The sequence below is a fragment of the Paenibacillus ginsengarvi genome (genome assembly GCF_003626695.1).
GTDB classification, from domain to species: domain Bacteria; phylum Bacillota; class Bacilli; order Paenibacillales; family NBRC-103111; genus Paenibacillus_AB; species Paenibacillus_AB ginsengarvi.
Map to the genome: position 1 here is coordinate 239,647 of NZ_RBAH01000001.1, position 24,741 is coordinate 264,387.

Consider the following 24,741-nt stretch of genomic DNA (forward strand, 5'->3'; position numbering starts at 1 on the left):
GCTCATAACACCGGCCTGGCGAAGGCGGCGACAGTGCCCGGTCCGGCGTGAGTGCCAATTACGGGACCGACGTCCGTAAACGTCATCTCGGCGATGTTAAAGTTCGCCTTGAGCACTTCGCTGAACTCGGCTGCCACATCGGGCGAGCTGGCATGGGCGACGGTCATATTAAGCAGCCTATCGCCGAAATCCGCCTTGAGCAGTTCGACGATGCGGGCGACAGCCTTCTTGTGGCCGCGAACCTTGTCCACCGAAGACACCTCGCCGTCGTCGTCCAGCGTTAAGATCGGCTTAATGTTGAGCAGCGAGCCGAACAAAGCCGCAGCCTTGCCGATTCGGCCGCCTTTCTGCAAATATTCGAGAGTGCCGACAAGAAAATATATGCGCATTTCCTTGCGAATCCGGGCAAGCAGCTCGAGAATGTCGTCCTTGCTTTTCCCCGCCTGAGCCGCTTTCGCCGCTTCCACAGCGAGCAAGCCGATTCCGTAGGAGGCTGACTTGGAATCTATGATCGCAATCGGCTTCTCAGCGTCCAAAAGCGATTTGGCCAGTAAGGCCGATTGATACGTGCCGCTTAGGGCGGCCGATAAATGAATCGATATGACTTCGGTATCCGGCTCGTCCGTCAGCCTCTTGTACAGATCGAGAAAATCCGCCGGCGACGGCTGCGACGTGGTCGGCAGCGAAGACGACGCTGCAAGCTTCTCGTAAAACTGGTCGGGCTGTATCGTAATGGCGTCGTAATACGTCTCCGAGCCGAAATGCACTTTCAAGGGCACCATCTCGATGCCGTATTGTTTCCGAACCGCCTCCGGAATATCGGATGTGCTGTCCGTCACTATGCGAATGTTTGCCACCGGCGTCCCCCTCCCGCTTTTGGTTATCTTACTCTACCGAGAACAAATAATAGTATAGCGGCTGTCCTCCCGCGAGTATTTCCAACTCGCCGTCCGGGTACGCATCCTCGATCAGCTCGGCTAGCTGCACCGTATCTTCCTCTCGCGCCTCCGCTCCGGTCAAGACGGTCACAACTTCGCCGCCATCCGCCATCATACTGGCCAGCAGCTTGGCGCACGCGTCGATCATGGACGGCTCAGCCGCTACGATTCGGTTGTTGTGGATGCCGAGATAGTCGCCCTCGTGGATGTCGACCCCGTCAATCTGCGAATCGCGGACAGCGTAAGTGACTTGTCCGGACTGTACGTCGCCAATCGCCGCTTCCATAAGCGCGCCGTTTCGCTCTGCCGATTCGCTGGCCTGAAACTTCAGCATAGCGGCTATTCCCTGCGGCACCGTTTTCGTCGGCACCACGATGACGCTGCGCTCCATCAGCTCGCGAGCCTGCTGGGCGGCCAAAATAATGTTCGAATTGTTCGGGAGGACGAATACCGTCTCCGCATTCACCCGTTCGACCGCAGTGGTGATGTCCTCCGTGCTCGGATTCATCGTTTGTCCGCCGGACAACACGACATCGACGCCGAGATTTTTGAAAATCGCCGAAATTCCTTCGCCGGCCGCTACGGCAACGAAGCCGAACCGCTTCGCGCCTTTGCTTTGGCGGACAGATACGGCCGCCTCGCGCTCCTCTTGCTTCGGCTGCTCCGCTGCCGGTTGCCCTCCGCTATCCGATACGATATGGGAATGCTGCTCCCGCATATTTTCGATTTTGATTTTGACCAGATCGCCGTACCGCTGCGCCAGCGACAACACATTGCCCGGATATTCCGCATGAACGTGCACTTTCACAAGATCGTCGTCGGCTATAACAAGCAGTGAATCCCCATGCTCGACAAGCTGCTCGCGGAACGCCGATTCCGTAAACCCAGCCGCGGCGCTTCTCGCCGGATCGAGCCGGACGATAAATTCGGTGCAATAGCCGAACTCGATATCCTCCGTCGCCATATGCGCTTGCGCACTGAGCGAACCAACGTCGAGCAGATGCGACGGGCTGCGCGTCTGAACGGCATGTCCCGCTCCCGCGCCTTCCGGCATTTCGCCGCGAAGCGCGGCAACGAAGCCTTCGTAGATCAGAACCAGGCCCTGGCCGCCCGCATCAACGACGCCGACCTGCTTCAGCACCGGAAGCTGCTCCGGCGTTTTGGCCAGCGCTTCCTTCGCCTTTTTCAGCACCTCGCTCATCAGCTCGGTAATATCGGCATGACGGCGCGCCGTCGCAAGACCATGCTTCGCCGCTTCCCGGGCGACGGACAATATGGTTCCTTCCACCGGCTTCACGACCGCTTTGTAGGCCGTATCGACGCCATGCTGCAAAGCTGCGGCAAACTGCTGCGCATCGATCTCGTCGGCCTCCTGGATCGATTTGGCGAAGCCGCGGAACAGCTGCGACAAAATGACGCCGGAGTTGCCGCGGGCGCCCATCAGCAGCCCTTTCGACAACGCCTCGGCCGATTTGCCGATATGAGGGGACGTTTTCTTCTTCAGCTCGTCCACACCGGAAGTCAAAGTCATATTCATGTTCGTCCCCGTATCGCCGTCAGGCACGGGAAATACGTTTAAAGCATTGACATGATCTACGCCGGCATGCAGGGCTTCGGCACCTTTGCTCATCATGTTGGTAAAGTCTGGCCCATTTAACGTTTTAAAGCGCTTACTCAAGAAAAAACTCCCCCATCCATCGGAATTCGTTGCCCGTCAATATTGCTTATGCCCTTCAGCGCGCGATGCGAACCCCTTGTACGACTATATCGACGAAGTCGGCTTTCAGTCCCACAACCTCGTTCAGCACATATTTGACTTTCGACTGCACATTATGGGCGACTTCGGAAATTTTCGTCCCGTAGCCGACAATAATATGAAGGACGATATGTAAGCCGTCGGCCTCGGTGCGAACCTCCACCCCTCGGCTCAAGTTTTCCCGGCCGATCATCTCCGCCAAGCCGTCCTTGAGCTGCTTGCGCGACGCCATGCCTACCAGTCCGTAACAATCGAGGGCGGCCGAGCCGGCGATCACCGCGATCACATCGTTTGAAACGAATACTTTTCCCCACTCGTTATCCATCTGTACAGTCACGGCAAGTCCTCCCCGGTTCGTTTCTTGAAACATTACTTTCATTTTACTATAATCGACAAAAGAAAGAAATGCAAAACCGTTTCAACCGATAATTGACGAGGCTACTACGGATATGCTAATATACTTAAGTATGTGCTCGGTATGATTGTTTTTTCAGGAGGTGTAACTCATGTCCCGCAAATGTACGATTACTGGCAAAAGCCCGCGCCAAGGCAATCACGTGTCCCACGCTAACAACAAGAACAAGCGCACTTGGGGCGTTAACGTGCAAAAAGTTCGCATTATGGTAAACGGCAAACCGAAACGCGTTTATGTAAGCGCCCGTGCTCTGAAATCCGGCCTCGTAGAGCGCGTGTAAGATTTCGCCCGGACCTTTGTCTTGATTCGCTCAAGGCAAATAGACAAAAAGCACCTGTTCAGGTGCTTTTTTTTTACGTCTCGCCAGACACGGCCTCTGCCCGCTTGGACGATTCTCCCGCATGGCCCGCAAGCGGAAAACCGGCGGCGAAGAGATCAGTTAACGTGAGGAGGATCGCTATTGCTTCGGTTAGCGGACGGAGGCATTCCCGAATTGCGCGGCGCGCGCCGGCAGCGCGGCCGCTCCATCAATTTTTGCTGAACGAATTCAAAATCGCTTTCACGACACCACCCAAAAATCTCGGTAGTTTGATCGTGTAAAATTTCATTTCTACCCCTCCCTCGCCTGTTCCGCGCGGCTTTTGGACGCCCGTCGCTTGTTTCCCTCCTGTGCCGCCGCATGGAACCACCTTATGTGCCAGCTTATGCCCGTCTTCGGAAAAGGTGATGATCCGAACAAAAAAACTACAAGAGCGGCTCTCTTGTAGTCATCTATATGCGGTCGGAGCCGAAAACATACCTCCGCGTTATTGCTCCATCTTCAGCCCCGGCGGCTCGAGATTCAATATCGGTATTTTGCCGATAGCGACATAAACGAACAACAGCAAGAGCCAGAACACCATCGCCGTGACGATAAAGCCGATCCGCAGTCCCAGCGATTCGTACGTCTTGAAATAATAAATCCCGATAAACAAAGCTCCGAGCGAATATACATAGCGAAATATCGAAAAATCGGTCCACGAAAAAATGAGCAGCAGGTGACCGGCTACAAAGCTGCAAAGCAGCAGCATCAATGTTTTTTTCAAGCGCGCTACTCCCTCCGGGAAGCCGCTTCGCGAATGCCGGCCATGGCCGCGCGCCGATCTGGCTGCGAAAATACCGCATTGCCCGCGACGAGCACATTCGCTCCCGCTGCGGCAACCAGAGGCGCCGTTTCCTCATTCACTCCGCCGTCGACCTCGATATGTACGCGCTGAAGTCCGCGCTCGTCCAGCATCCGGCGCAGCGCCGCGATCTTCGGCACACTGGAGCCGATAAACCGCTGGCCGCCGAAGCCCGGGTTGACCGTCATAAGCAGCACGAGGTCAAGCTCGTCTACGATATGCTCGAGCACTGTCAGCGGGGTTGCCGGATTAAGTACTACACCGGCTTTCACGCCCTCGCTCTTGATCAGCTGTACGGTGCGATGCAGATGCGTGCACGCTTCGGCGTGAACGGTAATGTAATCCGCCCCCGCTTTGGCGAAGGCGGCAATGTAATCGTCCGGCTTCGAGATCATCAGGTGAACGTCCAGCGGCAGCTTCGTATGCGGCCGGATACTCTGTACGATCGGCGGGCCGAGCGTAATGTTCGGCACGAAATGGCCGTCCATAACGTCCACATGAATCCAGTCTGCGCCGCCGCGTTCCACATCGGCGATTTCTTCGCCCAGCTTGGCGAAATCCGCCGACAAGATCGACGGAGCAATCAGCAAATTCGACATTGTCAATACCTCCGTTTCCGTTCTTTCATTTCCTGTAAAAAGATGAGGTAATGCTTGTAGCGGGTTTGCGCGATCTCGCCGCGCTCCAGCGCCGCCAGCACCTGGCAGCCCGGCTCGCTCTGATGAAGGCAGCCACGGAATTTGCACCCTGCGGACAGCGGCTTCATCTCGATAAAGCAGGACGACAACTCGTCCGCCTCCATATGCAAAAAGTCGAGCTGGCTAAAGCCCGGCGTATCGGCGACGAAGCCGCCCTGCTCGCCATCCAGCGAGATCAGCTCCACATGCCGGGTCGTATGCTTCCCTCGCCCCAGCTTCATGCTGATCTCGTTGGTCTGAAGCGTCAGCTCTGGCATAATCGCGTTCAGCAGCGATGACTTGCCTACCCCGGATTGACCGGAGAAGACGCTAATCCGGCCCTCCAGTCGGGCACGCACCTGCTCCAGCCCTTCCTTCGTATTCGTGCTCGTTACGATGACTGTGTACCCGATTCGTTCATACAGCCGCTTGACCTCATCCAGCGATATTTCCTCATGAGCGGTAACGTCGTCTTCGCCGCCCTCGGGGAGCAGATCCCGCTTCGTCAGGCAAATGATCGTATCCAGACCGCTATTGCTCGTATGAACGAGAAATTTGTCCAGCAGCTGCAAATTTAGCGCTGGCTCCGTCAGCGAGAACGCGAGCACGGCCTGATCGACGTTCGCCACAGGCGGTCGAATCAGCTCCGTGCTCCGCGGCTCTATTTCGTCGACGGTGCCTTCGCCGTTTTCCGTCACGGCGAACTGCACGCGGTCGCCTACGAGGGGCGTGACGCCCTTTTTCTTGAAGATGCCCCGGGCCCGGCACTGGATAAGAGTGTCTTCGTCATCAACCGGTCGGACATAATAGAAGCCGCTGAGTGCTTTCACGATGATCCCTTCGGGCATCAATTTCGTCCTCCCGCGCCAGGATTCGTCGTACCGGGCTGCCCGCCCGTCGTACCGCCGGTTGTTCCTCCGGTGGTACCGGCAGGCGGTTTCGTGCCGTTCGTTGCGCCATTTGTTGTGCCATTTGTAGTTCCGTTTGTGTTCCCGTTCGTAGCGCCGTTTGTGGTGCTTCCGGCCGCTCCGCCCGGCTGCTGGCCGCCCGACGCCGGCGGTCCGCTTGGAACGCCGGATACCGGACTGCTCGTCGTTTTGCCCGAATAAGGAACCGTATCGATGTCGATCCGCTTGCCGTCCCGGAAATACTGGATTTGCCCGTCCTTATCCGGCGAAAGCACCAGCTTGATATCGAACGATTGGGCATCCGTGATTTTGCGCGGCTTATCCCATTCGAGATCGTCGCCTCTAGCGTCGCTGTATTTGATTTCGATCGTGCTCTCCTTGCCTTTTTCGGACGGAGCGATCATTTTCGTTACCGTTATTTCCTTCGCCGTATCCGGATACCCGGTGCTGACGAAAATTTTCACTTCCGCACCCGGAGACACGAGCTCGCCCGGCTTGTACGGATGCTGGTCGAACACTTGACCGCGCGGCTTTTTGAACGTCGCCTCCTGCTGGACGACCAGCTTCAGGTCGTTCAGCTTCGCTCTCGACTGAGCGGCCGCCTCGGTCAGGCCGATCAGGTTCGGCATCTCGATCTGCTCCTTGCCTTTGCTGACCGACAGCTTGATCTCAACGGTTTTCGGATCGTACTCCTCGTCGGCCGCAGGCGTCTGGGCCAGTATCGTTCCCGGCTCCTCGTTACCGAAAGTCGCCTCCTGCTTGACCTGGGCTTTGTTGATCCCAAGACGCAGCAATTCCGTGTTCAGCACATCGTTCACAGACTTGCCTTTCCAGTCCGGCATCCGTTTCTTCTCCGGCCCGTCGCTTACGTACAGCGTGATGATGTTGTTCACCTTAACCCGGCCCGACGTCGGGTCCTGCTGCATGACGATATCCTTCGGCGTTTGCGCATTCGACTGCGTGACGACCTTGCTCGACATGTTTTTATCCTGAAGCGCCTTCTGGGCTTCCTGCACATTCATACCGACTACGTTCGGAATCTCAATCTCGGGAACTTCGATCAGCTTCTGCACATACATGACGCCGGCCATCATAAGCCCAAGCAAAACTAGCGTGACGACCGTCCATACGACCGGCTTAATCCAGCCGCGGCGTTTGCGCGGCGTTTCGTCGTCCTCTTCGTCATCGTGATCCGCCACCGGCGTATAGTCGCCGCGAATGGCTGGCAGCACGCGCGTTTTCTCGCTGTCATCGTAAAGCTCGTCGTCAGAGGAAAACTTGATCTTGGCTTCGTTCCGACGTTCCGGCTGCAGGCAAGTATCCAGATCCTGAAGCATTTCCTTAGCTGAACGGTAACGCTCCTCCGGCTTTTTGCGCATCGATTTCAGGATGATATTCTCGACGCTTTGCGGAATGAGCGGGTTCACCTTGCGCGGCTCCTCCACATCCTCCTGCAAGTGCTTGAGCGCGACGCTGATCGGACTTTCTCCGAGAAACGGCAGACGCCCGGTAAGCATTTGGTAAAGCACGATGCCGAGGGAATACAGGTCGGACTGGGCGCCTGTGAGCGTTCCTTTCGCGTGCTCAGGCGAAAAATAATGCACCGAGCCGACGACGGAGCCGGTCTGCGTAATTTGCGAAGCATCCGCTGCGCGGGCGATGCCGAAGTCGGTCACTTTGACGCGGCCGTTTTTGCCGATCAAAATATTATGGGGCTTAATATCGCGATGGATGATTTGGTTATGGTGGGCATGATCGAGCGCGTCGCATATTTGTGCGGCGATCCGGGTAGACTCGTCGACAGGCAGCGGCGATCGTTCCTTGATCAGATCGTTCAGCGTCTTGCCTTCGATGTACTCCATAACAATATAATGAATCTCGTCTTCCTGTCCGACATCGTAAATGCTGACCACGTTCGGATGCGACAAAGATGCGGCCGCCTGGGCTTCCCGCCGGAAACGGCGAATAAACTCTTCGTCATGCACGTATTGCTGGCGCAGCACCTTGACGGCTACCTTGCGGCTCAGTAAAATATCGTGTCCCTTGTACACAAGCGCCATGCCGCCGCCGCCGATCCGGTCGAGAATTTCATAACGTCCTCCCAGCACTTGGCCGATCATGCTCCATCCCTCCTTTCCGCCTCATCCGTTACTGGCTTTGGGTCCCGGGCGACATTCGCAAGCAGCACAACCGTAATGTTGTCCCCTCCGCCCTCTTCCAGGGCACGGGCGATCAACCGATCTACCTTCCACGGCAAATCATGAACGGCGGCAATAATGTCCCGCATCTCGCTTTCCTCGACAAGCCCGCTCAGCCCGTCGCTGCACAACAGCAAAATATCGCCCTCGCGCCACTCGCAGCGGATAATGTCGATCTCCACCTGCTTGTCCGTGCCGAGCGCGCGCGTAACGACATTGCGCAGCGGATGAACGTTCGCTTCCTCCGACGTAATCTGCCCCGACTTGACCAGTTCGTTCACCAGCGAATGATCCTCGGTCAATTGCCGGATCGACTCGCCCGAGACGAGATAGGCGCGGCTGTCGCCGATATGGCCGATTACGACTTCGTTCTGCGAGGCGAGCGCGGTGACAACGGTCGTGCCCATTCCCTGATAACGCGGCTGCTTGGAGGCGAATTCATAAACCTCCTCGTTGGCGATGGCGATGGCGCGGCGCACCGTCTCCTGGCGCTCCTCAAGCGTCATTTCGGCGCGGACGGTGCGCATCTCCGTCTCCACCAGCTCGATAGCCATCGTACTGGCGATCTCCCCCGCCTGATGGCCGCCCATGCCGTCCGCTACGATGGCGAGGGTAAACCCGTTCCACTCGTCTCTCACCGCCGCCCGGTCTTCGTTAATAAGCCGGACAAGTCCGGCATCGGTACGATACGCCGTTAGCATGAACCCTCACCTCATCTTATGACTCCATATGCTTGGCCCGCAGTTGTCCGCAAGCGGCGGCGATGTCGCTGCCGTGCTCGCGACGAATCGTCGCGGGAATATTATGCTTTTCCAGAATGCGCTGAAAAGCGAAAATATCGTCCCTCTCCGTTCGTTTGAAATCGCGTTCCAGCACGAAATTGACCGGAATCAGATTGACGTGGGCGAGCGGCAGCATCCCCTTAAGTACGCCCGCCAGCTCCTCGGCATGTTCCGCCGCATCGTTGACGCCGCCCATAAGCGCGTATTCGAACGTAATCCGTCTGCCCGTCTTGCGCAAATAATAACTGCAAGCTTCGACCAATTCCGCAAACGGATAGCGCCGGTTAACCGGCATCAGCTTGGAACGCAGCTCGTCATTCGGCGCATGAATCGATATCGCCAGATTGATCTGCATGTTCTCGTCGGCAAACCGGTAAATGTTCGGCACGATGCCGCTCGTCGATACGGTAATATGTCGCTGGCCGATATTCAGCCCTTTGTCGTGGTTCATCAGCTTCAAAAACTTGAGCATCGCGTCATAGTTTTCGAACGGCTCGCCGATCCCCATAATGACGATGCTGCTTACTCTCTCGCCTGTGGCGTCGAGCAGACGCTGGGCGGTCACCACTTGCGCCACAATCTCGCCAGCGGACAAATTCCGCTTCAGCCCGCCAAGCGTCGAAGCGCAAAATGTGCAGCCGATGCGGCAGCCCACCTGTGTCGTGACACAGACGCTGTTGCCGTAATCGTGCTTCATGATGACGGTTTCGATCGCATTGTTGTCGGAGAGCTCGAACAGAAATTTGACCGTCCCGTCCTTGGACTGCTGACGGGCAATTTCCTTCAGCGATACGAAAACGAAGGAATCCGCCAGTTTATCGCGCAGCGACTTGGACAGGTTGGACATGTCCTCGAACGTGCCGACACGCTTCACGTACAACCAGTCAAATATTTGTCCCGCCCGGAAGGACGGTTCTCCTTTTTCTTTCAGCCACGCCTCCCAATCTTCCAGGGAAAAATCGTAAGCGGAAGGCTTCTCCGGCACATGCGGCAATAATGGTTTTAACGGCTTTAAAGGTTTCAGCAAAAATATCCCTGCCCGTTTCTTTGATTTCACATGTCGTAAACACACGCGTGAGACCGGCGGCAAGCGCCGACCGGGTATTATTTCTTCATTTTAGCATAACCGCGGGAATAGCTAAAGTTTCGTCGCCGGTGCCGCAGGTCGATTGTTATTCAGGAAGTCTGGGGCGATCCGCGACCATTGCTACTCCGGCCGCTTCCGCAGTCTGGCGATAAAAAAGCCGTCCGAGCCGAACAAATGCGGCAAAATCGTGACCATTCCCGACGATCCGATCGCTTCTGTAGGCAGCCGTTTGCTTATCTCTTCCGGCGGAGGCTCCACCGTAAACGCTGCGTGCTCGGCCAAAAATCGTTCGACCACCCGCTCGTTCTCCTCCTCCGACAACGTGCAGGTGCTGTAAACGAGAAGGCCGCCCGGCTTCAGGAGCGTAGCCGCTCCGGACAGCAGCTCCGTCTGCAGCTTGGCGATGTCCGCCAAGTCCTCCGGCCGCTTCACCCATTTGATGTCCGGTTTGCGGCGAATAACGCCGAGTCCCGAGCAGGGAGCATCCAGCAAAATGCGATCAAACCCGGCACCGCGCAGCAGCTCGGGCAGTTCCCGAGCATCCGCTGTTTTCGTCTCGATGCATGTCAGGCCGAGCCTCCGGGCTTGCGCCTCGATTAACTCGCGCTTGTGCTCATGAAGATCGCAAGCGACGATTCGACCGCGATCCCGCATCCGCTCGGCCATATGCGCCGTTTTGCCGCCGGGCGCCGCGCAGCAGTCCAGCACCACCATGTCCGGCAGCGGGTCCGCCATTTCGGCGACGAGCATCGAGCTTTCGTCCTGCACGGACAGCCGACCTCCCGTGTACCAGGGCGTTAACGCCATATTTCCGCCGCCTGCAACTACGATTCCCGCCTCGGAAACAGCAGAGGGGAGTGCGTTATAGCCTGCCTGCGTCAATTCGGCGATCAGCTCGTCGCGGGACAGCTTGATGCCGTTCACTCTCACGCTCGTATGTGGCGGCTCGTTATTCGCCAAACACATCCGTTCGGTGGTTTCGGCACCGAATCGCCTTACCCAGTCTGCCACGAGCCATTCCGGGTGGGAGGCTTCCAGCGCAATCCGGGCGACCGGATCAAGCGATTCGGGGACGAAGAGCTCCGTTTTGCGGCGAATCGCGCTGCGCAGCACCCCGTTGACCATGCCGGAAATGCCGGCATGTCCTCTGCGCTTGGCGATCGAAACCGCTTCGTTCACGGCGGCGTGCTCGGGAATGCGGTCCAGATATAGCAGCTGGTACAAGCCGATTCGAAGCAAGTTGCGCACCCACGGCTCCAGCTTCGCAAGACCTTTGGCTACAAAACGGGCGAGATAGTAGTCCAGCGTATTCTGTCGCTGAATCGTTCCGTACACAAGCTCCGTTGCGAGCGCTGTATCCGCCTTCTCGAGCGGATGCTTCAGCAGCATCTGATTCAGCAGCAGATTGCTGTAGGCTTGCTCCATCTCTACGCGCGTAAGCACGTCAAGCGCGATCTCGCGCGCCGAAAGCGCCCTTGCCCTTGAGCCGGCGGCAGGTGAACGTCCGCGCCCGGACACAGCCGGAGCGCCTTGGCTCCCCGCCTTGCTGCCGCCCGGACGTCCGTTCGTGTGCTGGTCCGTCCCCGGCTTTGTTTGTTTGCGAGGGGATTGTTCGTTTGGCTTCAACTTGGTTCAACCCCCAGTACGGTGCCAGGCGGAATAAGCGTCCCGCGCTTCAGATCGGATACGCTCATCGCCTTTTTCCCGGCGGGCTGCACCTGCGTCAGCCAAAGCGAGCCGTCGCCCGTTCGCACCTGCAGACCATCGTCGGTCATTTGCAGCACCGTTCCGGGCGCTTCGGCAGAAGCGCCGGTCGCAAGTGCCGGCTTGCGGCTCGCCCATACTTTGAACACTTCGCCGTTCCATAACGTAAACGCGCCGGGCATCGGGTTCAGCCCGCGAATCTGATTGAAAATGGCAAGGGACGGCCTGGACCAGTCGATTCGCTCGTTATCACGGCTGATGTTGGGCGCGTAAGTCGCCTCGGCTTCGTTTTGCGGAACTGCGGTTAAACGTCCTTCCAGCAGATCGGGAAGCGTGCGCCGCAGCAGGTCGGCGCCGGCTGCGCTTAGTGTATCGAATAAAGTGCCTGCCGTGTCCTCGTCCGTGATCGGCACCTGGGTGCGGCTGATCATATCTCCCGTATCGAGACCGGCGGCCATGTACATGATCGTGACGCCGGTTTCCGCCTCGCCGTTCATGACGGCGTGCTGAATCGGCGCGCCGCCGCGGTATTTGGGCAGAAGCGAGCCGTGGACGTTAATGCAGCCGAACTTCGGCAGCGCCAGCAGCGATTTCGGCAGAATTTGCCCGTAAGCAGCGGTCACGATCAGATCCGGAGCGTAGTCGCGAATGCTGTCCACAGCGCCCGGATCGCGAAGCTTCTCCGGCTGAAGGACAGGGATGCCGTGTTTCATCGCCTCCGCCTTGACCGGGGGAGGCGTCAGCTCGCGCTTTCGCCCTTTCGGCCGGTCGGGCTGCGTCACTACAGCCACGACGTTATACCCCCCGTCCAGCAGCGTTCTTAGGGAAGGAACGGCAAAATCGGGCGTTCCCATGAAAACGACGTTCATGTCTTCACTCCTCGCCTTTCTTCTGCCGTTCCTCTTCGCGGTATACGCTTTGGGCCAGATCTGTGAACAACACGCCGTTCAGATGGTCCACCTCGTGCTGGAACGCCCGGGCCAAAAGCTCCGAGCCGGTGATGACGAGCTCGTCGCCGTTACGGTCCAGTCCTTTTACCGTCACCTTCATCGCCCGCTTCACGTCGCCGCGCAGTCCCGGAATGCTGAGACAGCCTTCAGGACCAAGCTGCTCGCCTTCCAGGCTGACGATCTCCGGATTGATCATCTCGATCAGTCCGTGCTCGTCGCCTACGTCGATGACGATGACCCGCTTCAAGATGCCGATCTGCGGCGCTGCTAGTCCTACGCCTTCCGCATCGTACATCGTGTCGGCCATATCGTTCAGCAGCTTGTGGATGTTCGGGGTAATTTTCGGTACGGGCTTCGCTGTTTCGCGAAGCACCGGATCCGGATCTTTCACTATAATTCGAATAGCCATCGGGCAGCTTCCTTTCCTTTATGAGCATTCAGACAGCGGGACCTGTTATGGAGAGCATCCTTACATTAGAACTTGCGGATTCACATCGATGCTGATAAGCAGCTTGTCGTTGCGCACCGTTTCGTCGAAAGCGGCGGACGTTTCCGCGAGCATGGCGGATACGTCGACATTCCCCCGATATTTTATCATGCATTGGAACCGATATCTATCTTTGATTCGCGGGATCGGCGACGCGACCGGGCCGTAAACCTCGAAGTACGCGTCTTCCCCGGAAAGGGAAAGCCGCTCTCGTTCCCACAGCTGCTTCAGTCTGGCCGCGAACGATTCGCCCGCCCGGACAAGCAGCGGAACTTGTTCGTGAGATAACGTCACGAGTACGAGTTCGCAATAAGGCGGGTAGCCGCGCAACCTGCGCAGCTCCAGCTCGCTGTCCAGAAACGACTCGTAGTCATGGCCGCTTGCCGTCACGATGCTGTAATGCTCGGGCGTGTACGTCTGAATGAACACCTCGCCGGGCAGTTGGTGACGACCGGCGCGGCCGGCTACTTGAGTGAGCAGTTGGAACGTTTTCTCCGCCGCCCGAAAATCCGGCAAATGCAGCACCGTATCGGCGGCGATGACGCCAACGAGCGTAACGAGCGGAAAGTCGAGTCCTTTCGCAACCATCTGCGTGCCGAGCAGCACGTCCGCCTGCCTGTTCCGAAACCGACCCAGCAGCTTCTCGTGGGCCCCCTTCTCCGATGTCGTGTCCACATCCATTCGAATAACGCGGATGCCGGGGAACAGCCTGCCGAGCTCCTCCTCGACCCGTTGCGTCCCGGTGCCGAAGTAGCGGATATGCTCGCTTTCGCAGCTCGGACATTTTTTCGGCTCGGGCTCGGATAAGCCGCAGTAGTGGCAGCGCATCGTTCGCGACACCTGGTGGTACGTCAGCGATATGTCGCAATGCGGGCACTGTACGACGTAACCGCAAGATCTGCACATGACGAACGTCGAGTAGCCACGGCGGTTGAGCAGCAGAACCGTTTGCTCCCCGCGTTCCAGGCGCTGCTCTATCGCTTCGTGCAGTCCCCGGCTAAACATGGAGCGGTTGCCGGCCTTCAGCTCTTCGCGCAGGTCGACGACATGGACCGCAGGCAGCGGGCGTCCTTCGACCCGCTCGGACATAGTGAGGAGCTTGTATGCCGAATCGGCTGCCTCCTCTGATTCTATAGCCGGCTGCTTCGCTGTTTTGGCAAAGCTTTCGAGCGAAGGTGTGGCCGAACCTAGCACGACGGCCGCACCATGCTGCTTTGCCCGTTCGACGGCGACATCGCGCGCATGGTACTTCGGGCTTTCCTCCTGCTTGTAGGACGATTCGTGTTCCTCGTCGATGATGACGAGGCCGAGGCTGGAGAAAGGAGCGAAGATGGCGGAACGCGCGCCGATGACGACTTTGACCTTCTTCAGACCGATTTTCCGCCACTCGTCATAACGCTCTCCGTTCGATAGCCGGCTGTGCATCACGGCTACGGCCTCCCCGAAGCGCCCTTTGAACCGCTCGACCATTTGCGGCGTAAGCGATATTTCCGGAACGAGCACGATCGCCTCCCGGCCTTGATCCAGACATCGCTGAATCGCTTGCAAATACACTTCGGTTTTGCCGCTACCTGTGACGCCATGCAGCAAAAACACGCGATGCGCGCGGCGGTCCAGCGTATCCGCGATCTCCTTCAGCACGACCGCCTGCTGCTCCGTCAGCGGCAGCGGCTCCGTTCTGGCGAATTGCCGGTCCGCATACGGATCACGGAATACCTCGCGAGCTTCGACGGTCAGCCAGCCTTTGTCCGCGAGACCTTTTACGGTCCCGGGACTCATGCCGAGCTTTTCGGTGAGCTCCGCAAGCGCCAGCGGCTCGCTGCTATCCGCGAAAAAACGCAGCAGCTCCTTTTGCCGTTTGGAACCGCTCGGCAGCTTCTCGCTATGGGCAAGAAGCTCCTCCCTGCTCACAGCCGGCTCCACGTAGAGCACCTTTTTCGCGTTCAGCCGGTCCTTGACCGTCTGCACCTCGGCAAGTGTCCCTCTTTCCAACAGCCGCTTCAGATGCGGCCCTGCGTTCGGGAACCGGCTCAGCATCGTCTCGGTCGTTACATTTCCTTTTTGCCGAACGAACGCTACGATCTCTTCCTCCTCGGGGCTTGCATCGAGCAAATACGTCTGCCCGCCGGGCGATCCGCCGCCTGCCGCTGTATCCGCCACCGTTATCCACTTCTCATACTTCGCTTTGAGCGCGCCGGGAATCATCGCTTGCAGGGCGGTAATGTCGTGGCAAATGTAGGTGTGACTCATCCAGCGGGCAAGCTGCACCAGCTCCGGATTAAGCGGGGGCATCAGATCGAGCACCTGCTCGATCGGCTTGAGCCGCGAAGCCGACATCGCCGATTGCTCCGACAGTCCGACGACGAAGCCTTGCAGCGTGCGCGGGCCGAACGGTACGCCGACACGGCTGCCTACGCTGACCCATTCGCGCAGCTCGGACGGAACGATATAATCGAACGGCCGGTTCGTTTGCTTGGCCGGAACGTCCACGATAACTTGAGCATACCGTATCAGCTCTTTGGCCTTCGTTTCTTCAGGCAGCAGCGAGCCTTCGTACAGCCCCGCCGCCGATCCGCCGTTATGCCGCATCAGGCTTCACTCCCGCCGCGGCCTTCCAGCCGCTCGGCTGCAATCTCCAACAGCCTACGGGCGACCTCGCGCTTGCTTAGCTGCGGCAGCGACACGACCAGACCGCCAGCGTCGAAAATTTTGACGATATTCGTGTCCGTCCCGAAGCCGGCCCCGGCCATCGTCACATCGTTCAGCACGAGCAAATCGCAATTTTTTTTGTTCAGCTTCTCCATGGCATATCGCTCGCCGTCGTTCGTTTCGGCTGCAAAGCCTATGGTGAACTGATTTGTTTTCAGTTTGCCGAGCGTTTCGATAATATCCGGATTTTTGACCAGCTCCAGCGTCATTGTTTCGTCTTTTTTCTTGATTTTCTGCTCGGACCGGTGCGCCGGCCTGTAATCCGCAGGGGCGGCCGCCTTGATCACGATATCCGTCTCCGCAAAACGGGCAAGTACGGCGTCCAGCATATTCTGCGTCGATTCGACTCGCACGACGCCCACTCCCGCCGGTACGGCAGCGGATGTATTCGCGGCTACTACAGTCACGTGCGCGCCCATTTCCTTGGCCTCTTCAGCGATCGCAAAGCCCATCTTCCCGGACGAATCATTCGTGATGTAACGGACGGGATCGATCCTCTCCACCGTTCCTCCTGCCGTCACGAGCACTTTTTTGCCCGCCAGCGGTTTCGGCGCATCGAAAAACCGCTCGATCTCGGCGGCTATCTCTTCCGGCTCAGCCAGACGGCCTTTGCCGACATAGCCGCAAGCGAGCTGGCCTACGCCCGGCTCGATGAATTGCACCCCGCGCTCGCGCAGCAACCGCATATTGTCCGCGACAGCCGGGTGCGCATACATATGTACGTTCATCGCGGGCGCGATGAAAATCGGCGCCTCTGTCGCAAGCAGCGTCGTCGACAGCATATCGTCGGCGATGCCATGCGCCAGCTTGGCAATGATATTGGCGGTCGCCGGTGCAATGACAACGAGATCGGCGCTGTCGGCCAGGTTGATGTGCGAAACGACGGAAGCATCCTTCTCGTCGAACGTATCGATCGCTACGTCGTGACGGGACAACGTCTGGAACGTAAGCGGGGCAACAAATTTCGTTGCCGACACCGTCATGATGACGCGTACGTCCGCGCCGGCCTGGGTAAGCTTGCTGCACAGCGCCGCCGCCTTGTAGCAGGCAATTCCTCCGGTGACGCCAAGCACGATCGTTTTTCCTTTGAGCATTTGTAGAAACACCCTTTCCCCGAAAAGTGAAAGTGAAGATCAGCTGCTTCGCCACGGCCAAACATGTGAAGAGAAAAAAATAACAACCTGCCAGAGGTTGTTTTCATGAGGTCTTTCTTTTTAAGCTTGCTTCAAGCCTTCTTTCGGCTGGTTTTCTACTTGGATGTAGTCTCCGTAAATTTCTTCGAGCGCTACTCCGACATATTTGCTCGCCGTCGGATCTTTCAAGTCCGTTTTGGAGCCGTCGCGCAGCATTCTCGCCCGTTTGGACGCCGCCACGACCAGGGAATATTTACTTTCGATTTTATTGATAAGCAGGTCGATCGATGGGTATAACATCGGTTAACGCACCTCTTCCATCCATGATTTCACATAAGGCATAATCCGTTCGCGCTTGCAGTGCTCCGCCGTAATAATCGATTGGATACGTTCGCACGCCGATTCGACGCGATCGTTGACGACCGCATAGTCGTAATGTTCCAGCAGCCTGATTTCATCAACCGCGACGGACAGACGATTGCGAATCGACTCGTCGGTTTCAGTCCCGCGGTTTTCGATCCGGCTGCGAAGCTCGTCCAGCGACGGCGGCATCAGGAAGATGAATACGCCGTCCGGAAACCGCTGCTTCACCTTCATGGCGCCCTGCACTTCGATTTCCAAAATAATATCTTTACCGGCACGGATCGTATCGGCAACGAAGCTGCGCGGCGTTCCGTAGTACTGGCCTACATATTCCGCATATTCGAGCAGTTCGTCCTTCTCGATCATCGAACGGAATTGTTCTTTCGATTTAAAAAAATAGTTTACGCCGTCTGTCTCTCCGACGCGCGGGTTGCGGGTCGTCGCGGAAACCGAATATACGAGTTCCGGAGCCAGTGTGCGCAGCATGGAACAGACGGTGCCTTTGCCTACGCCGGACGGGCCGGATAGCACGATCAAAAGGCCTTTGTCCGCATTACTCGTCATGATCATCGTCCTTATTGTTCGTAAGTCTGTGCGCCACCGTTTCCGGCTGCACGGCGGATAAAATAACGTGATCGCTGTCGGTAATAATCACCGCACGCGTGCGTCTGCCGTACGTGGCATCGATCAGCATATGCCGGTCGCGCGCTTCCTGAATAATCCGCTTAATCGGTGCGGATTCGGGACTTACGATCGAAATGATCCGGTTTGCGGACACAATGTTTCCGAAGCCGATATTGATCAGTTTAATGGCCATCATTGCCCTCCTACGAATTCAAGACCGCCGGGTCAACTTATTGATCCGAGCCGGCAACGGCCTTGCACTATTCTTGCCCATTCCTGCTAGTCTCATACTCTAGCAAGGCGGCCATTTTCACGGGTATCCCCACTACTGTGCATGTTTGGTCGACTGCAAACATGTATTCCCACTCAATACCCTATTCTAATGCATTTTATAAGTACGGACAAGTACAAATCGGCTTTTAGCGCGCCAATGGCTGCCGGCCCGTCTTCTCCCATACATAAGCGGTCAACTGCGCGCTGACGTCGTAGAAATGCATCGGCGTCATCAAGTAGATTCCGTTGAATCTCGGCATGGCGACATCCAGCAGCTCTTTGGCAATCTGAACGCCCATTGCGCGTCCCTGCTCGCCGCTGAGACCGGCCATCCGCCGGCGGACCTCCTCCGACAGCTGAATGCCCGGCACCTCGTTGTGCAGGAACGTGGCGTTGTTCTCGCTGACGATCGGCATGAAGCCGATGAAGATCGGAACGTTCAAATGTTTGGTCGATTCGTATACGTTCTCGATCAGCTTGGCGTCGTACACCGGCTGGGTCATGATAAAGTCGGCGCCGGCTTCGATTTTTTTCTCCAGCCGCTGAACCGCCTTCTCCAAATATTTGACGTTCGGATTAAACGCAGTGGCCACGATAAAATTCGCCTTATGCTTAAGCGGTTTGCCCGAGAAGGCGACCCCTTCATTAAGTTGCTTGATCAGTCGGATCATTTCGAACGACGTCATATCATACACCGAGCTCGAGCCCGGCAAATCGCCGAAGCGCGAAGGGTCCCCCGTGATGACGAGCGTATGATCGAGTCCGACGGCGTGCATACCCATCAGATGGGACTGCGTCCCAATCAGGTTGCGGTCCCGGCAGGCGATGTGCAGAAGCGGTCTTACCCCGAGCTGCTGCTTGATCAAAATGCCGAGCGGCAAATTGCTCATCCGCGTCACGGCGAGGGCGTTGTCGGCCATGGTGATCGAGTCTACACCGGCGGCGCGCAGCGCTTCGGCCCCTTGCATAAACTTGCCGATATCGAGGTCTCTGGGCGTATCCCATTCCACGATGACGGTATGGCGCTGTGCGACTAGTTCCAGCAAGCCCGGCTCTTTCGCTTGTTCCGGTACAGCCGGAGAAGACACGGTCGGCCGGGATGTTTCGCTCGCTTGCGCGGATTCGCCTGCCGGTTTTTGAACACTATCTGCGATCACCGCTGCCGGATCGAAATCTTTCAAAGCGGCGGCCATCGCCGCAATATGCTCCGGAGTCGTCCCGCAGCAGCCGCCGATGAGACGAGCTCCCAGCCGGGCGAATTTCAGCGCATTTTCGGCAAAATAGTCCGGCTTCGAGCCGAACACATACTTGCCGTCTACATAGCCCGGCAGCCCCGCGTTCGGAAATACCGAATACGGCGTGCCGGGAATCGGCGCCAGCTTCTCCATCGTCCGCAAAATGCCGTTAGGCCCGCTGTGACAGTTGAAGCCGAGCACATCTACGCCTTCCGCCACCAATATATCGAACGCCTTCTGGTAGTCTACGCCGTCGTTCGTAGTCGTTCCGCCGTCCGTGGCAAACTGCCCGATAATCGGCAAATCGGTTAAGCTTCGCGCCACGCGAACGGCGATCCGCATCTCTTCCAGATCGTAAAACGTCTCGAAGAGCAGCCCGTCGACGCCGCCTTCCAGAAGCGCCTCAATCTGCTCGCGGAAGTCGCTCTCAAGCTGTTCCTGCGGAATGTTTCGGCGCCGCGCGGCCCGGATCGCCCCTACCGCTCCGACGACATAAGCATCCTCGCCGACCGCTCCGCGCGCGATGGCGACGCCCGCTTTGTTGATAGCCGCGACGTCCTGCTCCAGCCCGAACTTCGAAAGCTTCTCGCGGTTCGCGGAAAAAGTGTTCGTCTCAATCAATCTCGCGCCGGCGGCATAATACTGCTTGTGAACGTCGCCGATCACATCCGGCTTGAGCAAATTATATTCTTCGTACGACACGCCTACCGGAAAACCGAGCTGGTACAAATACGTCCCCATCGCCCCGTCCCCGATCAGCACCTGCCGTTTCAGCGCGTCCCGCAAATTGGCTTTCATTCTCGCTTCTCTCCCATGCTTTCCGTATGATTCACTCCGCCGTTCCGCTGTAAACGATCTCCGCCGGTCCCGTCATATAAACGCGGCCGTCGCTCTCGTCCCAATCGATCGCCAAATCGCCGCCCTTCAGCGACACGACGGCCTTGCGATCCGTCTTGCCGTCCAGCACGGCCGCCACAAGCGTCGCGCAAGCCCCGGTGCCGCAGGCAAGCGTTGGTCCCGCTCCCCGCTCCCACACCCGCATCTCGATGCGGTCCCGCGAGCGGACGGTAGCGAACTCGACATTCGTTCTGCGCGGAAACAGCCCGTTCGTCTCAAGCAGCGGTCCCCACCGGTACAAGTCGAAGCCGGCCGCATCGTCAACATAGATGACGCAGTGCGGATTCCCCATCGATACGGCGGTAAAACGGAACTCGGTTCCGTCCACCGCTACGGGAAAACCGACGACCGGATTCGCTTCGACCGTCGTCGGAATGTCGGGCCCGTTCAGAATCGGCGCCCCCATGTCGACGCGCACTTGACGCACGCGGCCGTCCTCCACAGAAAGCCGCACCGGCTGTACGCCTGCGCCGATCGTTTCGATCGTCAGCTCCGTTTTATCGGTTAGTCCGTTATCGTAAACGTATTTGGCGACGCAGCGGATTGCGTTGCCGCATTGCTCCGCCTCGCTGCCATCGGAATTAATAATTCGCATCAAAAAGTCAGCCTTGTCCGAAGGCAAAATGTAAACGAGCCCGTCGGCGCCGATCCCGAAAAACCGGTTGCAATGCCGGACGGCCAGCTCGGAGACGTTATCCGGCAAGCGGGATTCCCCATAAACGACGATAAAATCGTTCCCGAGACCGTGCATTTTCGTAAATTCCATGGTGCATCCACCTGTTCTCATGCTTAGGATTAGAATCATTATAGAGCAAAACGGTCGGAATGCATAGGGATTTCGTGAGCGAGAACGTTTCCGGGCGAGCAAAACGTTTATGGAGCCGCCTCAAACGGCTTATATTGCGGAAAGCGCTGGTAAATCTGCGAGAATACGCATATGCGTGAATTTCTTCGATGAAAGCTACTACTGTTACTTTGCGGAGCCCGCAAAACCAGGGCTGCTATTCGCGACATGGATATGCGCCGGACAGCCGCGCTAATCAGCAGTCCGACTTTGGTTATCGCAGGGCAGTATGATACGGTGACTCTTCCAGAGCACGGTGAATTAATCGCCAAGACCGTAGCTGGCGCGAAGCTGACCCTCTTACCTGCCGTTCATCTATCCAATGTGGAGTATCAAACCGAACTCCTCAATGTCGTGCTCGAGTTCCTGCAAGTTAAATGAAGAAATTTGAGGCTGCGAAAGTTGAGTTAAAAATAAAAGCCCTCGCATAACGCGAGGACCAACGTGGCAATCAAGAGGAGCTTCCAGCTTCGTTCAGCCGGTCCAAAAGTCTCGCGGCCGATTCGACGAGCCGTTCGCCCGTCTCTTCCGGGAACCGGTTGCGGAACGTCATCTGCGGCTCATACCCGCCTTGGCGGTACGCTTCGCGCGTGCAAATGTAGGCGCGTATCGTCCCGTTGCTGAGCGTATCGATCATCGTATAACCGAAGGCCGACCGCCGCTTGATATCAAGGCCGAATTCGACGAAAATTTCACCGGGCAGCCCGGCAATGGCGAGCTCGCCGATTCGAACGGCCTGCACTTCGACCGTGGCCTCTACTGGCGGATTTTCGTCGGCGATCCGTGCGATCTCGCGGGCATACAGTGCGGTACGCGTGTCGTCCGTGCCGGTCTCGATAATGCGGCGCGCCTCGTCGATCCGCTCCTGCGACGGACTTCTCAGCTTGAGCGTAAACGTCTCGCTGAGCGCGGCTACCGGCGCCGAGTCGCTTACTCGAATCTTTTCCCGCACCTTGATCGCCTCGGCGCCGAGAATACGGCCCATCCAGCGATAATGATCGGCGCCCTTCCGGTATTTGCCGGAAACGTCGATATGGTTAATATCCCCGCACGCTCCTAACAAAAACAGGCTGACGGCCTGCTCGCCAAGCTCACGCTTGACGCATCGGCTCAGCTCGCCCGGATAATCAGCGCACAGCTCCGCCCCACCGACCGTATCCGTATGGCAGGCGTAGTTAGTGACGACGCCGATCGGATTGCCGGCCGCATCGTCGATCCGCATGACCAGTACTTCCGGATCGATCGGGCCGGCCGCCCGGTCGATCAGCGGGTTGCTTACGCCCGGATTTGTCCTAAACGAGCCGTCCTTCATCCAAAACCGCCGGTTGAAGGCGATGTCCGCTTCGTGGCCGCGCCCGAACCCGATTCTCGCTTCCTTTCGGGTACGGTACGCCAGCAGGACGCTGTCCGCCGCCTTCTGCGCGGCCCATGCCAAATAGGCGGGATCTTCCACCGAGCCGAACCCTGTAGATACCGGACCGCCCGTATGCGTATGCGTGGCCGATACGAGTACGGCCGCCGCCCCGATCCCCGTATCTTCGGCAACCCGCTCGCGGATCGTTTGCGTCACCGATTCCGGGACAAAGATGGAATCGAGCACTACGATCACTACCGTATTTTCTCCCGATTCGACTACGAGCGATTTGGCGTACAGCGAGTCTTTTACGCCGCTTGCATGCCGCGGACCGAAGTATCCCGGAATTACACTTCCGAGCTTCGGTGTTATTTCGACTTCCGCCATTCCACATCGGATCATGATAGAGCCCTCCATCCGTTGCTTTCGGTGAAATTCGTGACTAGCCTTGCCCCTCCCGAAGCTCGGCGATCATCAAATACTGCGTATACACCGTTTCGAAGCCCGCGCTCGTCAGCCATTGCGCCAATTCTGGGTCCGAGGTGGACAAGTTGTCCGTAGCCCGCCTGCAATCTTCCTCAAGCGGGCCAAAGGCCGCCGCTAGCGCCGCATGAAGAAGTTGCTTCCGCTCGGCCCGGGACGGGTCCGCCGCGCACTGAAGCAGCGTCACCGACGCCAGCTTGCCTTCGTCGTCATATCTTCGGACGACGAGCGCGTACGCTCCTACCGCACCATCCTTGTCAAAAACAAGAATGCCCTCCGCCTCCGGATGATTAAACCAGGCTGCGGACCAAGCGGTTTCATGGCGGAAAAACGGCAGCTTGGCCAGTTGATGCGGCTTCGCCTGCCCGATCGGATATTCGCGGAGCTTCTGCGCCGCCTCCCGGATTTCATCTGGCAGCGGACCGGTTCGCCGGGCGCCGATCAGTCCGTCTCGAATCTGAAAGCCGGAGCTTTCGTAAGCGGCAATCGCACCGGCATTTTTTTGCACGACCTCCAGGACGCACGATACCGCTCCGCCCCGCTTCATCGCTTCCACCGCTTCGAGCATGAGCCGCTTCGCCAGCCCTTTGCCACGAAACTTCGGGTTTACGCCCGTGCCGCCGTTCCAAGCGATTGGCACGCCGTCCACTTTTTTCATCGCCACCAGCACGAACCCGGCCGGCTCCCCGTCCACAAATGCCGCGACAGAAAGCTCGGGACGGATAGATTCCCGCCCGAGCCTCGGAATAAAGCTTTCGAGTGTCATCGACATATCGGAGTAATAGCCGGAGAAGCCGAGGTTCCACAGCTCGACCGCCTGATTAAACGTACAATCGGCCAGGCTGCGTATTTGTATCGGTAAACTATCCCCAGCTGTCATTCGCGCTTCCCCCCGCAATAAATTACAGTTCGAAACCGGCTTCTTCCAGCAGGCGCGTCAAGTTGACTCTTGCCTGCACCACGCGCTCGTCGAGTTGTTCGATCGGAATGCCCGCGTTAAAAGCTCCGGCCGCTCCGTCCAGCCGCTCGACGATGACCGGACCGGAGAAGCCGGCCGTATGCAGCGTCGCGAACAAGGAACGAAAATCGATCTCGCCTTCGCCCGGTATCGGGAAATCGGACTCCGCCCGCTCGCCGCGATGATCCTTCGCCACGATCGATACGGTGTTCGCGGCGATGATCGGCAGGTCGGCCGCCGTATCGACGCCTTCGTAGAAGCGGACGTTGCCCGGGTCGTAGCTGGCTCTCACATGAGGCGAGCCGATCTGGCGCAGCGTGTCCGCGATGACGGCGGCCGTCGCGGTATTGCCCGTATGCGGCTTAATCGTGACCACGATGCCGCGCTTGCCGGCTTCCTCGCCGATTTGCCGGTACTTGTCGGCGAACGCCTCGTTAAGCGGTTTCATCTCTTCCTCGCTGATCGGCTCGCTTGGGAATTTCCGGTAGCTGGTCGTCCCGAGCGACAATAGTTCGGTCACGCCGATAGCTTTGGCAAACTCCAGCCGGCTGATCGCCCGCTCCAGCGGCTTGGCCGGGGAGAGCACATCCGTGCTGACGAGCGACACCGGCTTCAGCCCGTAACGCTCCAGCAAGCCGGAAATGCGCTCCGCCTCGCCAGGGTCGGTATCGTCGAAGGCAGGCTTGCCTTCATGGGGCAGGCCAAACGACACATACTGGTAACCGGCGCGGGCAATCGACTCGAGCGCCCGTTCGAACGAATGCTTCATATAGATCCATGACATGCATGCAAGTTGCGCTTTA

The 24,741-nt window shown here is 57.9% G+C and carries 25 protein-coding genes; 2 read left to right on the forward strand and 23 right to left on the reverse strand.

Annotation, left to right across the window (positions count from 1 at the left end):
* Window positions 1-2 precede the first annotated feature (2 nt).
* The 3 genes from D7M11_RS01225 to D7M11_RS01235 are packed head-to-tail and all read right to left on the reverse strand — an operon-like array spanning window position 3 to window position 3,019.
* On the reverse strand, window positions 3-857 hold the full coding sequence (locus tag D7M11_RS01225; protein WP_120745321.1) for a DegV family protein: 855 nt from the start codon (window positions 855-857) through the stop codon (window positions 3-5).
* Window positions 858-885: 28 nt separating this feature from the next.
* A complete protein-coding gene (locus D7M11_RS01230) occupies window positions 886-2,616 on the reverse strand; it encodes a DAK2 domain-containing protein (protein ID WP_120745322.1) in 1,731 nt (576 codons plus the stop codon).
* A 55-nt stretch (window positions 2,617-2,671) separates the two neighbouring features.
* Window positions 2,672-3,019 (reverse strand): Asp23/Gls24 family envelope stress response protein, encoded by a 348-nt coding sequence (locus tag D7M11_RS01235; RefSeq protein WP_420817525.1) that lies wholly within the window; start codon window positions 3,017-3,019, stop codon window positions 2,672-2,674.
* A gap of 181 nt (window positions 3,020-3,200) precedes the next feature.
* Here D7M11_RS01235 and rpmB point away from each other — a divergent pair, with 181 nt between their 5' ends.
* Window positions 3,201-3,389, forward strand: a complete 189-nt coding sequence (gene rpmB / locus D7M11_RS01240) for a 50S ribosomal protein L28 (RefSeq protein WP_120745324.1) — start codon at window positions 3,201-3,203, stop codon at window positions 3,387-3,389.
* Between the two features lie 247 nt (window positions 3,390-3,636).
* On the opposite strand, the gene spoVM is transcribed toward rpmB, so the two are convergent.
* The 17 genes from spoVM to dapF all read right to left on the reverse strand — a co-directional run bounded on the left by spoVM (window position 3,637) and on the right by dapF (window position 21,065).
* Window positions 3,637-3,717, reverse strand: coding sequence for a stage V sporulation protein SpoVM (gene spoVM, locus D7M11_RS01245; protein WP_120745325.1), 81 nt, complete (start codon window positions 3,715-3,717; stop codon window positions 3,637-3,639).
* Window positions 3,718-3,915: 198 nt separating this feature from the next.
* Window positions 3,916-4,194, reverse strand: a complete 279-nt coding sequence (locus tag D7M11_RS01250; protein ID WP_120745326.1) for a hypothetical protein — start codon at window positions 4,192-4,194, stop codon at window positions 3,916-3,918.
* A 5-nt stretch (window positions 4,195-4,199) separates the two neighbouring features.
* Entirely contained in the window at window positions 4,200-4,871 is a 672-nt protein-coding gene (gene rpe / locus D7M11_RS01255) for a ribulose-phosphate 3-epimerase (RefSeq protein WP_120745327.1), read from the reverse strand.
* A 2-nt stretch (window positions 4,872-4,873) separates the two neighbouring features.
* The gene (gene rsgA / locus D7M11_RS01260; RefSeq protein WP_120745328.1) at window positions 4,874-5,797 is read right to left on the reverse strand and encodes a ribosome small subunit-dependent GTPase A; all 924 of its coding nucleotides are present in this window, start codon (window positions 5,795-5,797) and stop codon (window positions 4,874-4,876) included.
* Complete coding sequence (gene pknB / locus D7M11_RS01265; RefSeq protein WP_120745329.1) at window positions 5,797-7,977, reverse strand: Stk1 family PASTA domain-containing Ser/Thr kinase; 2,181 nt, start codon at window positions 7,975-7,977, stop codon at window positions 5,797-5,799. Before pknB ends, rsgA begins: the two co-directional genes overlap by 1 nt.
* The gene (locus D7M11_RS01270; RefSeq protein WP_120745330.1) at window positions 7,974-8,756 is read right to left on the reverse strand and encodes a Stp1/IreP family PP2C-type Ser/Thr phosphatase; all 783 of its coding nucleotides are present in this window, start codon (window positions 8,754-8,756) and stop codon (window positions 7,974-7,976) included. Before D7M11_RS01270 ends, pknB begins: the two co-directional genes overlap by 4 nt.
* Before the next feature lie 16 nt (window positions 8,757-8,772).
* Window positions 8,773-9,864: a dual-specificity RNA methyltransferase RlmN gene (gene rlmN / locus D7M11_RS01275; RefSeq protein WP_240040911.1), complete on the reverse strand. Its 1,092-nt coding sequence runs from the start codon at window positions 9,862-9,864 to the stop codon at window positions 8,773-8,775.
* A 180-nt stretch (window positions 9,865-10,044) separates the two neighbouring features.
* Window positions 10,045-11,442 carry a 16S rRNA (cytosine(967)-C(5))-methyltransferase RsmB gene (gene rsmB, locus D7M11_RS01280; protein WP_240040931.1) on the reverse strand — a complete coding sequence of 466 codons (1,398 nt, stop codon included), beginning with the start codon at window positions 11,440-11,442 and terminating at the stop codon, window positions 10,045-10,047.
* 104 nt (window positions 11,443-11,546) lie between these two features.
* Window positions 11,547-12,497, reverse strand: a complete 951-nt coding sequence (fmt, locus tag D7M11_RS01285) for a methionyl-tRNA formyltransferase (RefSeq protein ID WP_120745332.1) — start codon at window positions 12,495-12,497, stop codon at window positions 11,547-11,549.
* Window positions 12,498-12,501: 4 nt separating this feature from the next.
* Complete coding sequence (def, locus tag D7M11_RS01290) at window positions 12,502-12,987, reverse strand: peptide deformylase (protein ID WP_120745333.1); 486 nt, start codon at window positions 12,985-12,987, stop codon at window positions 12,502-12,504.
* A gap of 60 nt (window positions 12,988-13,047) precedes the next feature.
* Window positions 13,048-15,576 carry a primosomal protein N' gene (gene priA, locus D7M11_RS01295; protein ID WP_240040932.1) on the reverse strand — a complete coding sequence of 843 codons (2,529 nt, stop codon included), beginning with the start codon at window positions 15,574-15,576 and terminating at the stop codon, window positions 13,048-13,050.
* Window positions 15,577-15,653: 77 nt separating this feature from the next.
* The gene (coaBC, locus tag D7M11_RS01300) at window positions 15,654-16,868 is read right to left on the reverse strand and encodes a bifunctional phosphopantothenoylcysteine decarboxylase/phosphopantothenate--cysteine ligase CoaBC (protein WP_120745335.1); all 1,215 of its coding nucleotides are present in this window, start codon (window positions 16,866-16,868) and stop codon (window positions 15,654-15,656) included.
* A gap of 120 nt (window positions 16,869-16,988) precedes the next feature.
* Window positions 16,989-17,207, reverse strand: coding sequence for a DNA-directed RNA polymerase subunit omega (rpoZ, locus tag D7M11_RS01305; protein ID WP_120745336.1), 219 nt, complete (start codon window positions 17,205-17,207; stop codon window positions 16,989-16,991).
* Between the two features lie 3 nt (window positions 17,208-17,210).
* Entirely contained in the window at window positions 17,211-17,834 is a 624-nt protein-coding gene (gmk, locus tag D7M11_RS01310; protein ID WP_120745337.1) for a guanylate kinase, read from the reverse strand.
* Complete coding sequence (gene remA / locus D7M11_RS01315; RefSeq protein WP_110840413.1) at window positions 17,824-18,087, reverse strand: extracellular matrix/biofilm regulator RemA; 264 nt, start codon at window positions 18,085-18,087, stop codon at window positions 17,824-17,826. The genes gmk and remA overlap by 11 nt, the downstream gene beginning before the upstream one ends.
* Before the next feature lie 226 nt (window positions 18,088-18,313).
* Window positions 18,314-20,200 (reverse strand): bifunctional homocysteine S-methyltransferase/methylenetetrahydrofolate reductase, encoded by a 1,887-nt coding sequence (locus D7M11_RS01320; RefSeq protein WP_120745338.1) that lies wholly within the window; start codon window positions 20,198-20,200, stop codon window positions 18,314-18,316.
* A gap of 31 nt (window positions 20,201-20,231) precedes the next feature.
* Window positions 20,232-21,065: a diaminopimelate epimerase gene (dapF, locus tag D7M11_RS01325; RefSeq protein ID WP_120745339.1), complete on the reverse strand. Its 834-nt coding sequence runs from the start codon at window positions 21,063-21,065 to the stop codon at window positions 20,232-20,234.
* Between the two features lie 246 nt (window positions 21,066-21,311).
* On the opposite strand from dapF, the gene D7M11_RS01330 reads away from it, so the two are divergent.
* Entirely contained in the window at window positions 21,312-21,524 is a 213-nt protein-coding gene (locus D7M11_RS01330) for an alpha/beta fold hydrolase (protein ID WP_240040912.1), read from the forward strand.
* 70 nt (window positions 21,525-21,594) lie between these two features.
* On the opposite strand, the gene D7M11_RS01335 is transcribed toward D7M11_RS01330, so the two are convergent.
* Genes D7M11_RS01335 through D7M11_RS01345 form a run of 3 tightly spaced genes read right to left on the reverse strand, consistent with a single transcriptional unit; the run spans window position 21,595 to window position 24,722 of the window.
* Window positions 21,595-22,899, reverse strand: a complete 1,305-nt coding sequence (locus D7M11_RS01335) for a neutral/alkaline non-lysosomal ceramidase N-terminal domain-containing protein (RefSeq protein ID WP_158606376.1) — start codon at window positions 22,897-22,899, stop codon at window positions 21,595-21,597.
* Window positions 22,900-22,939: 40 nt separating this feature from the next.
* Window positions 22,940-23,860 carry a GNAT family N-acetyltransferase gene (locus tag D7M11_RS01340; protein ID WP_120745341.1) on the reverse strand — a complete coding sequence of 307 codons (921 nt, stop codon included), beginning with the start codon at window positions 23,858-23,860 and terminating at the stop codon, window positions 22,940-22,942.
* Between the two features lie 22 nt (window positions 23,861-23,882).
* The gene (locus D7M11_RS01345; RefSeq protein WP_193556071.1) at window positions 23,883-24,722 is read right to left on the reverse strand and encodes a sugar phosphate isomerase/epimerase family protein; all 840 of its coding nucleotides are present in this window, start codon (window positions 24,720-24,722) and stop codon (window positions 23,883-23,885) included.
* Window positions 24,723-24,741 lie beyond the last annotated feature (19 nt).

Coding starts and splice junctions, on each gene's coding strand:
- dapF (WP_120745339.1), bottom strand. CDS start 21,065: ATGGAATTTACGAAAATGCACGGTCTCGGGAACGATTTTATCGTCGTT.
- D7M11_RS01345 (WP_193556071.1), bottom strand. CDS start 24,722: ATGTCATGGATCTATATGAAGCATTCGTTCGAACGGGCGCTCGAGTCG.
- coaBC (WP_120745335.1), bottom strand. CDS start 16,868: ATGCTCAAAGGAAAAACGATCGTGCTTGGCGTCACCGGAGGAATTGCC.
- pknB (WP_120745329.1), bottom strand. CDS start 7,977: ATGATCGGCCAAGTGCTGGGAGGACGTTATGAAATTCTCGACCGGATC.
- rsgA (WP_120745328.1), bottom strand. CDS start 5,797: ATGCCCGAAGGGATCATCGTGAAAGCACTCAGCGGCTTCTATTATGTC.
- rpe (WP_120745327.1), bottom strand. CDS start 4,871: ATGTCGAATTTGCTGATTGCTCCGTCGATCTTGTCGGCGGATTTCGCC.
- D7M11_RS01320 (WP_120745338.1), bottom strand. CDS start 20,200: ATGAAAGCCAATTTGCGGGACGCGCTGAAACGGCAGGTGCTGATCGGG.
- D7M11_RS01335 (WP_158606376.1), bottom strand. CDS start 22,899: ATGATCCGATGTGGAATGGCGGAAGTCGAAATAACACCGAAGCTCGGA.
- rpmB (WP_120745324.1), top strand. CDS start 3,201: ATGTCCCGCAAATGTACGATTACTGGCAAAAGCCCGCGCCAAGGCAAT.
- fmt (WP_120745332.1), bottom strand. CDS start 12,497: ATGAACGTCGTTTTCATGGGAACGCCCGATTTTGCCGTTCCTTCCCTA.
- def (WP_120745333.1), bottom strand. CDS start 12,987: ATGGCTATTCGAATTATAGTGAAAGATCCGGATCCGGTGCTTCGCGAA.
- D7M11_RS01235 (WP_420817525.1), bottom strand. CDS start 3,019: ATGGATAACGAGTGGGGAAAAGTATTCGTTTCAAACGATGTGATCGCG.
- D7M11_RS01340 (WP_120745341.1), bottom strand. CDS start 23,860: ATGACAGCTGGGGATAGTTTACCGATACAAATACGCAGCCTGGCCGAT.
- remA (WP_110840413.1), bottom strand. CDS start 18,087: ATGGCCATTAAACTGATCAATATCGGCTTCGGAAACATTGTGTCCGCA.
- gmk (WP_120745337.1), bottom strand. CDS start 17,834: ATGACGAGTAATGCGGACAAAGGCCTTTTGATCGTGCTATCCGGCCCG.
- D7M11_RS01270 (WP_120745330.1), bottom strand. CDS start 8,756: ATGCTAACGGCGTATCGTACCGATGCCGGACTTGTCCGGCTTATTAAC.
- spoVM (WP_120745325.1), bottom strand. CDS start 3,717: ATGAAATTTTACACGATCAAACTACCGAGATTTTTGGGTGGTGTCGTG.
- rpoZ (WP_120745336.1), bottom strand. CDS start 17,207: ATGTTATACCCATCGATCGACCTGCTTATCAATAAAATCGAAAGTAAA.
- D7M11_RS01330 (WP_240040912.1), top strand. CDS start 21,312: ATGGATATGCGCCGGACAGCCGCGCTAATCAGCAGTCCGACTTTGGTT.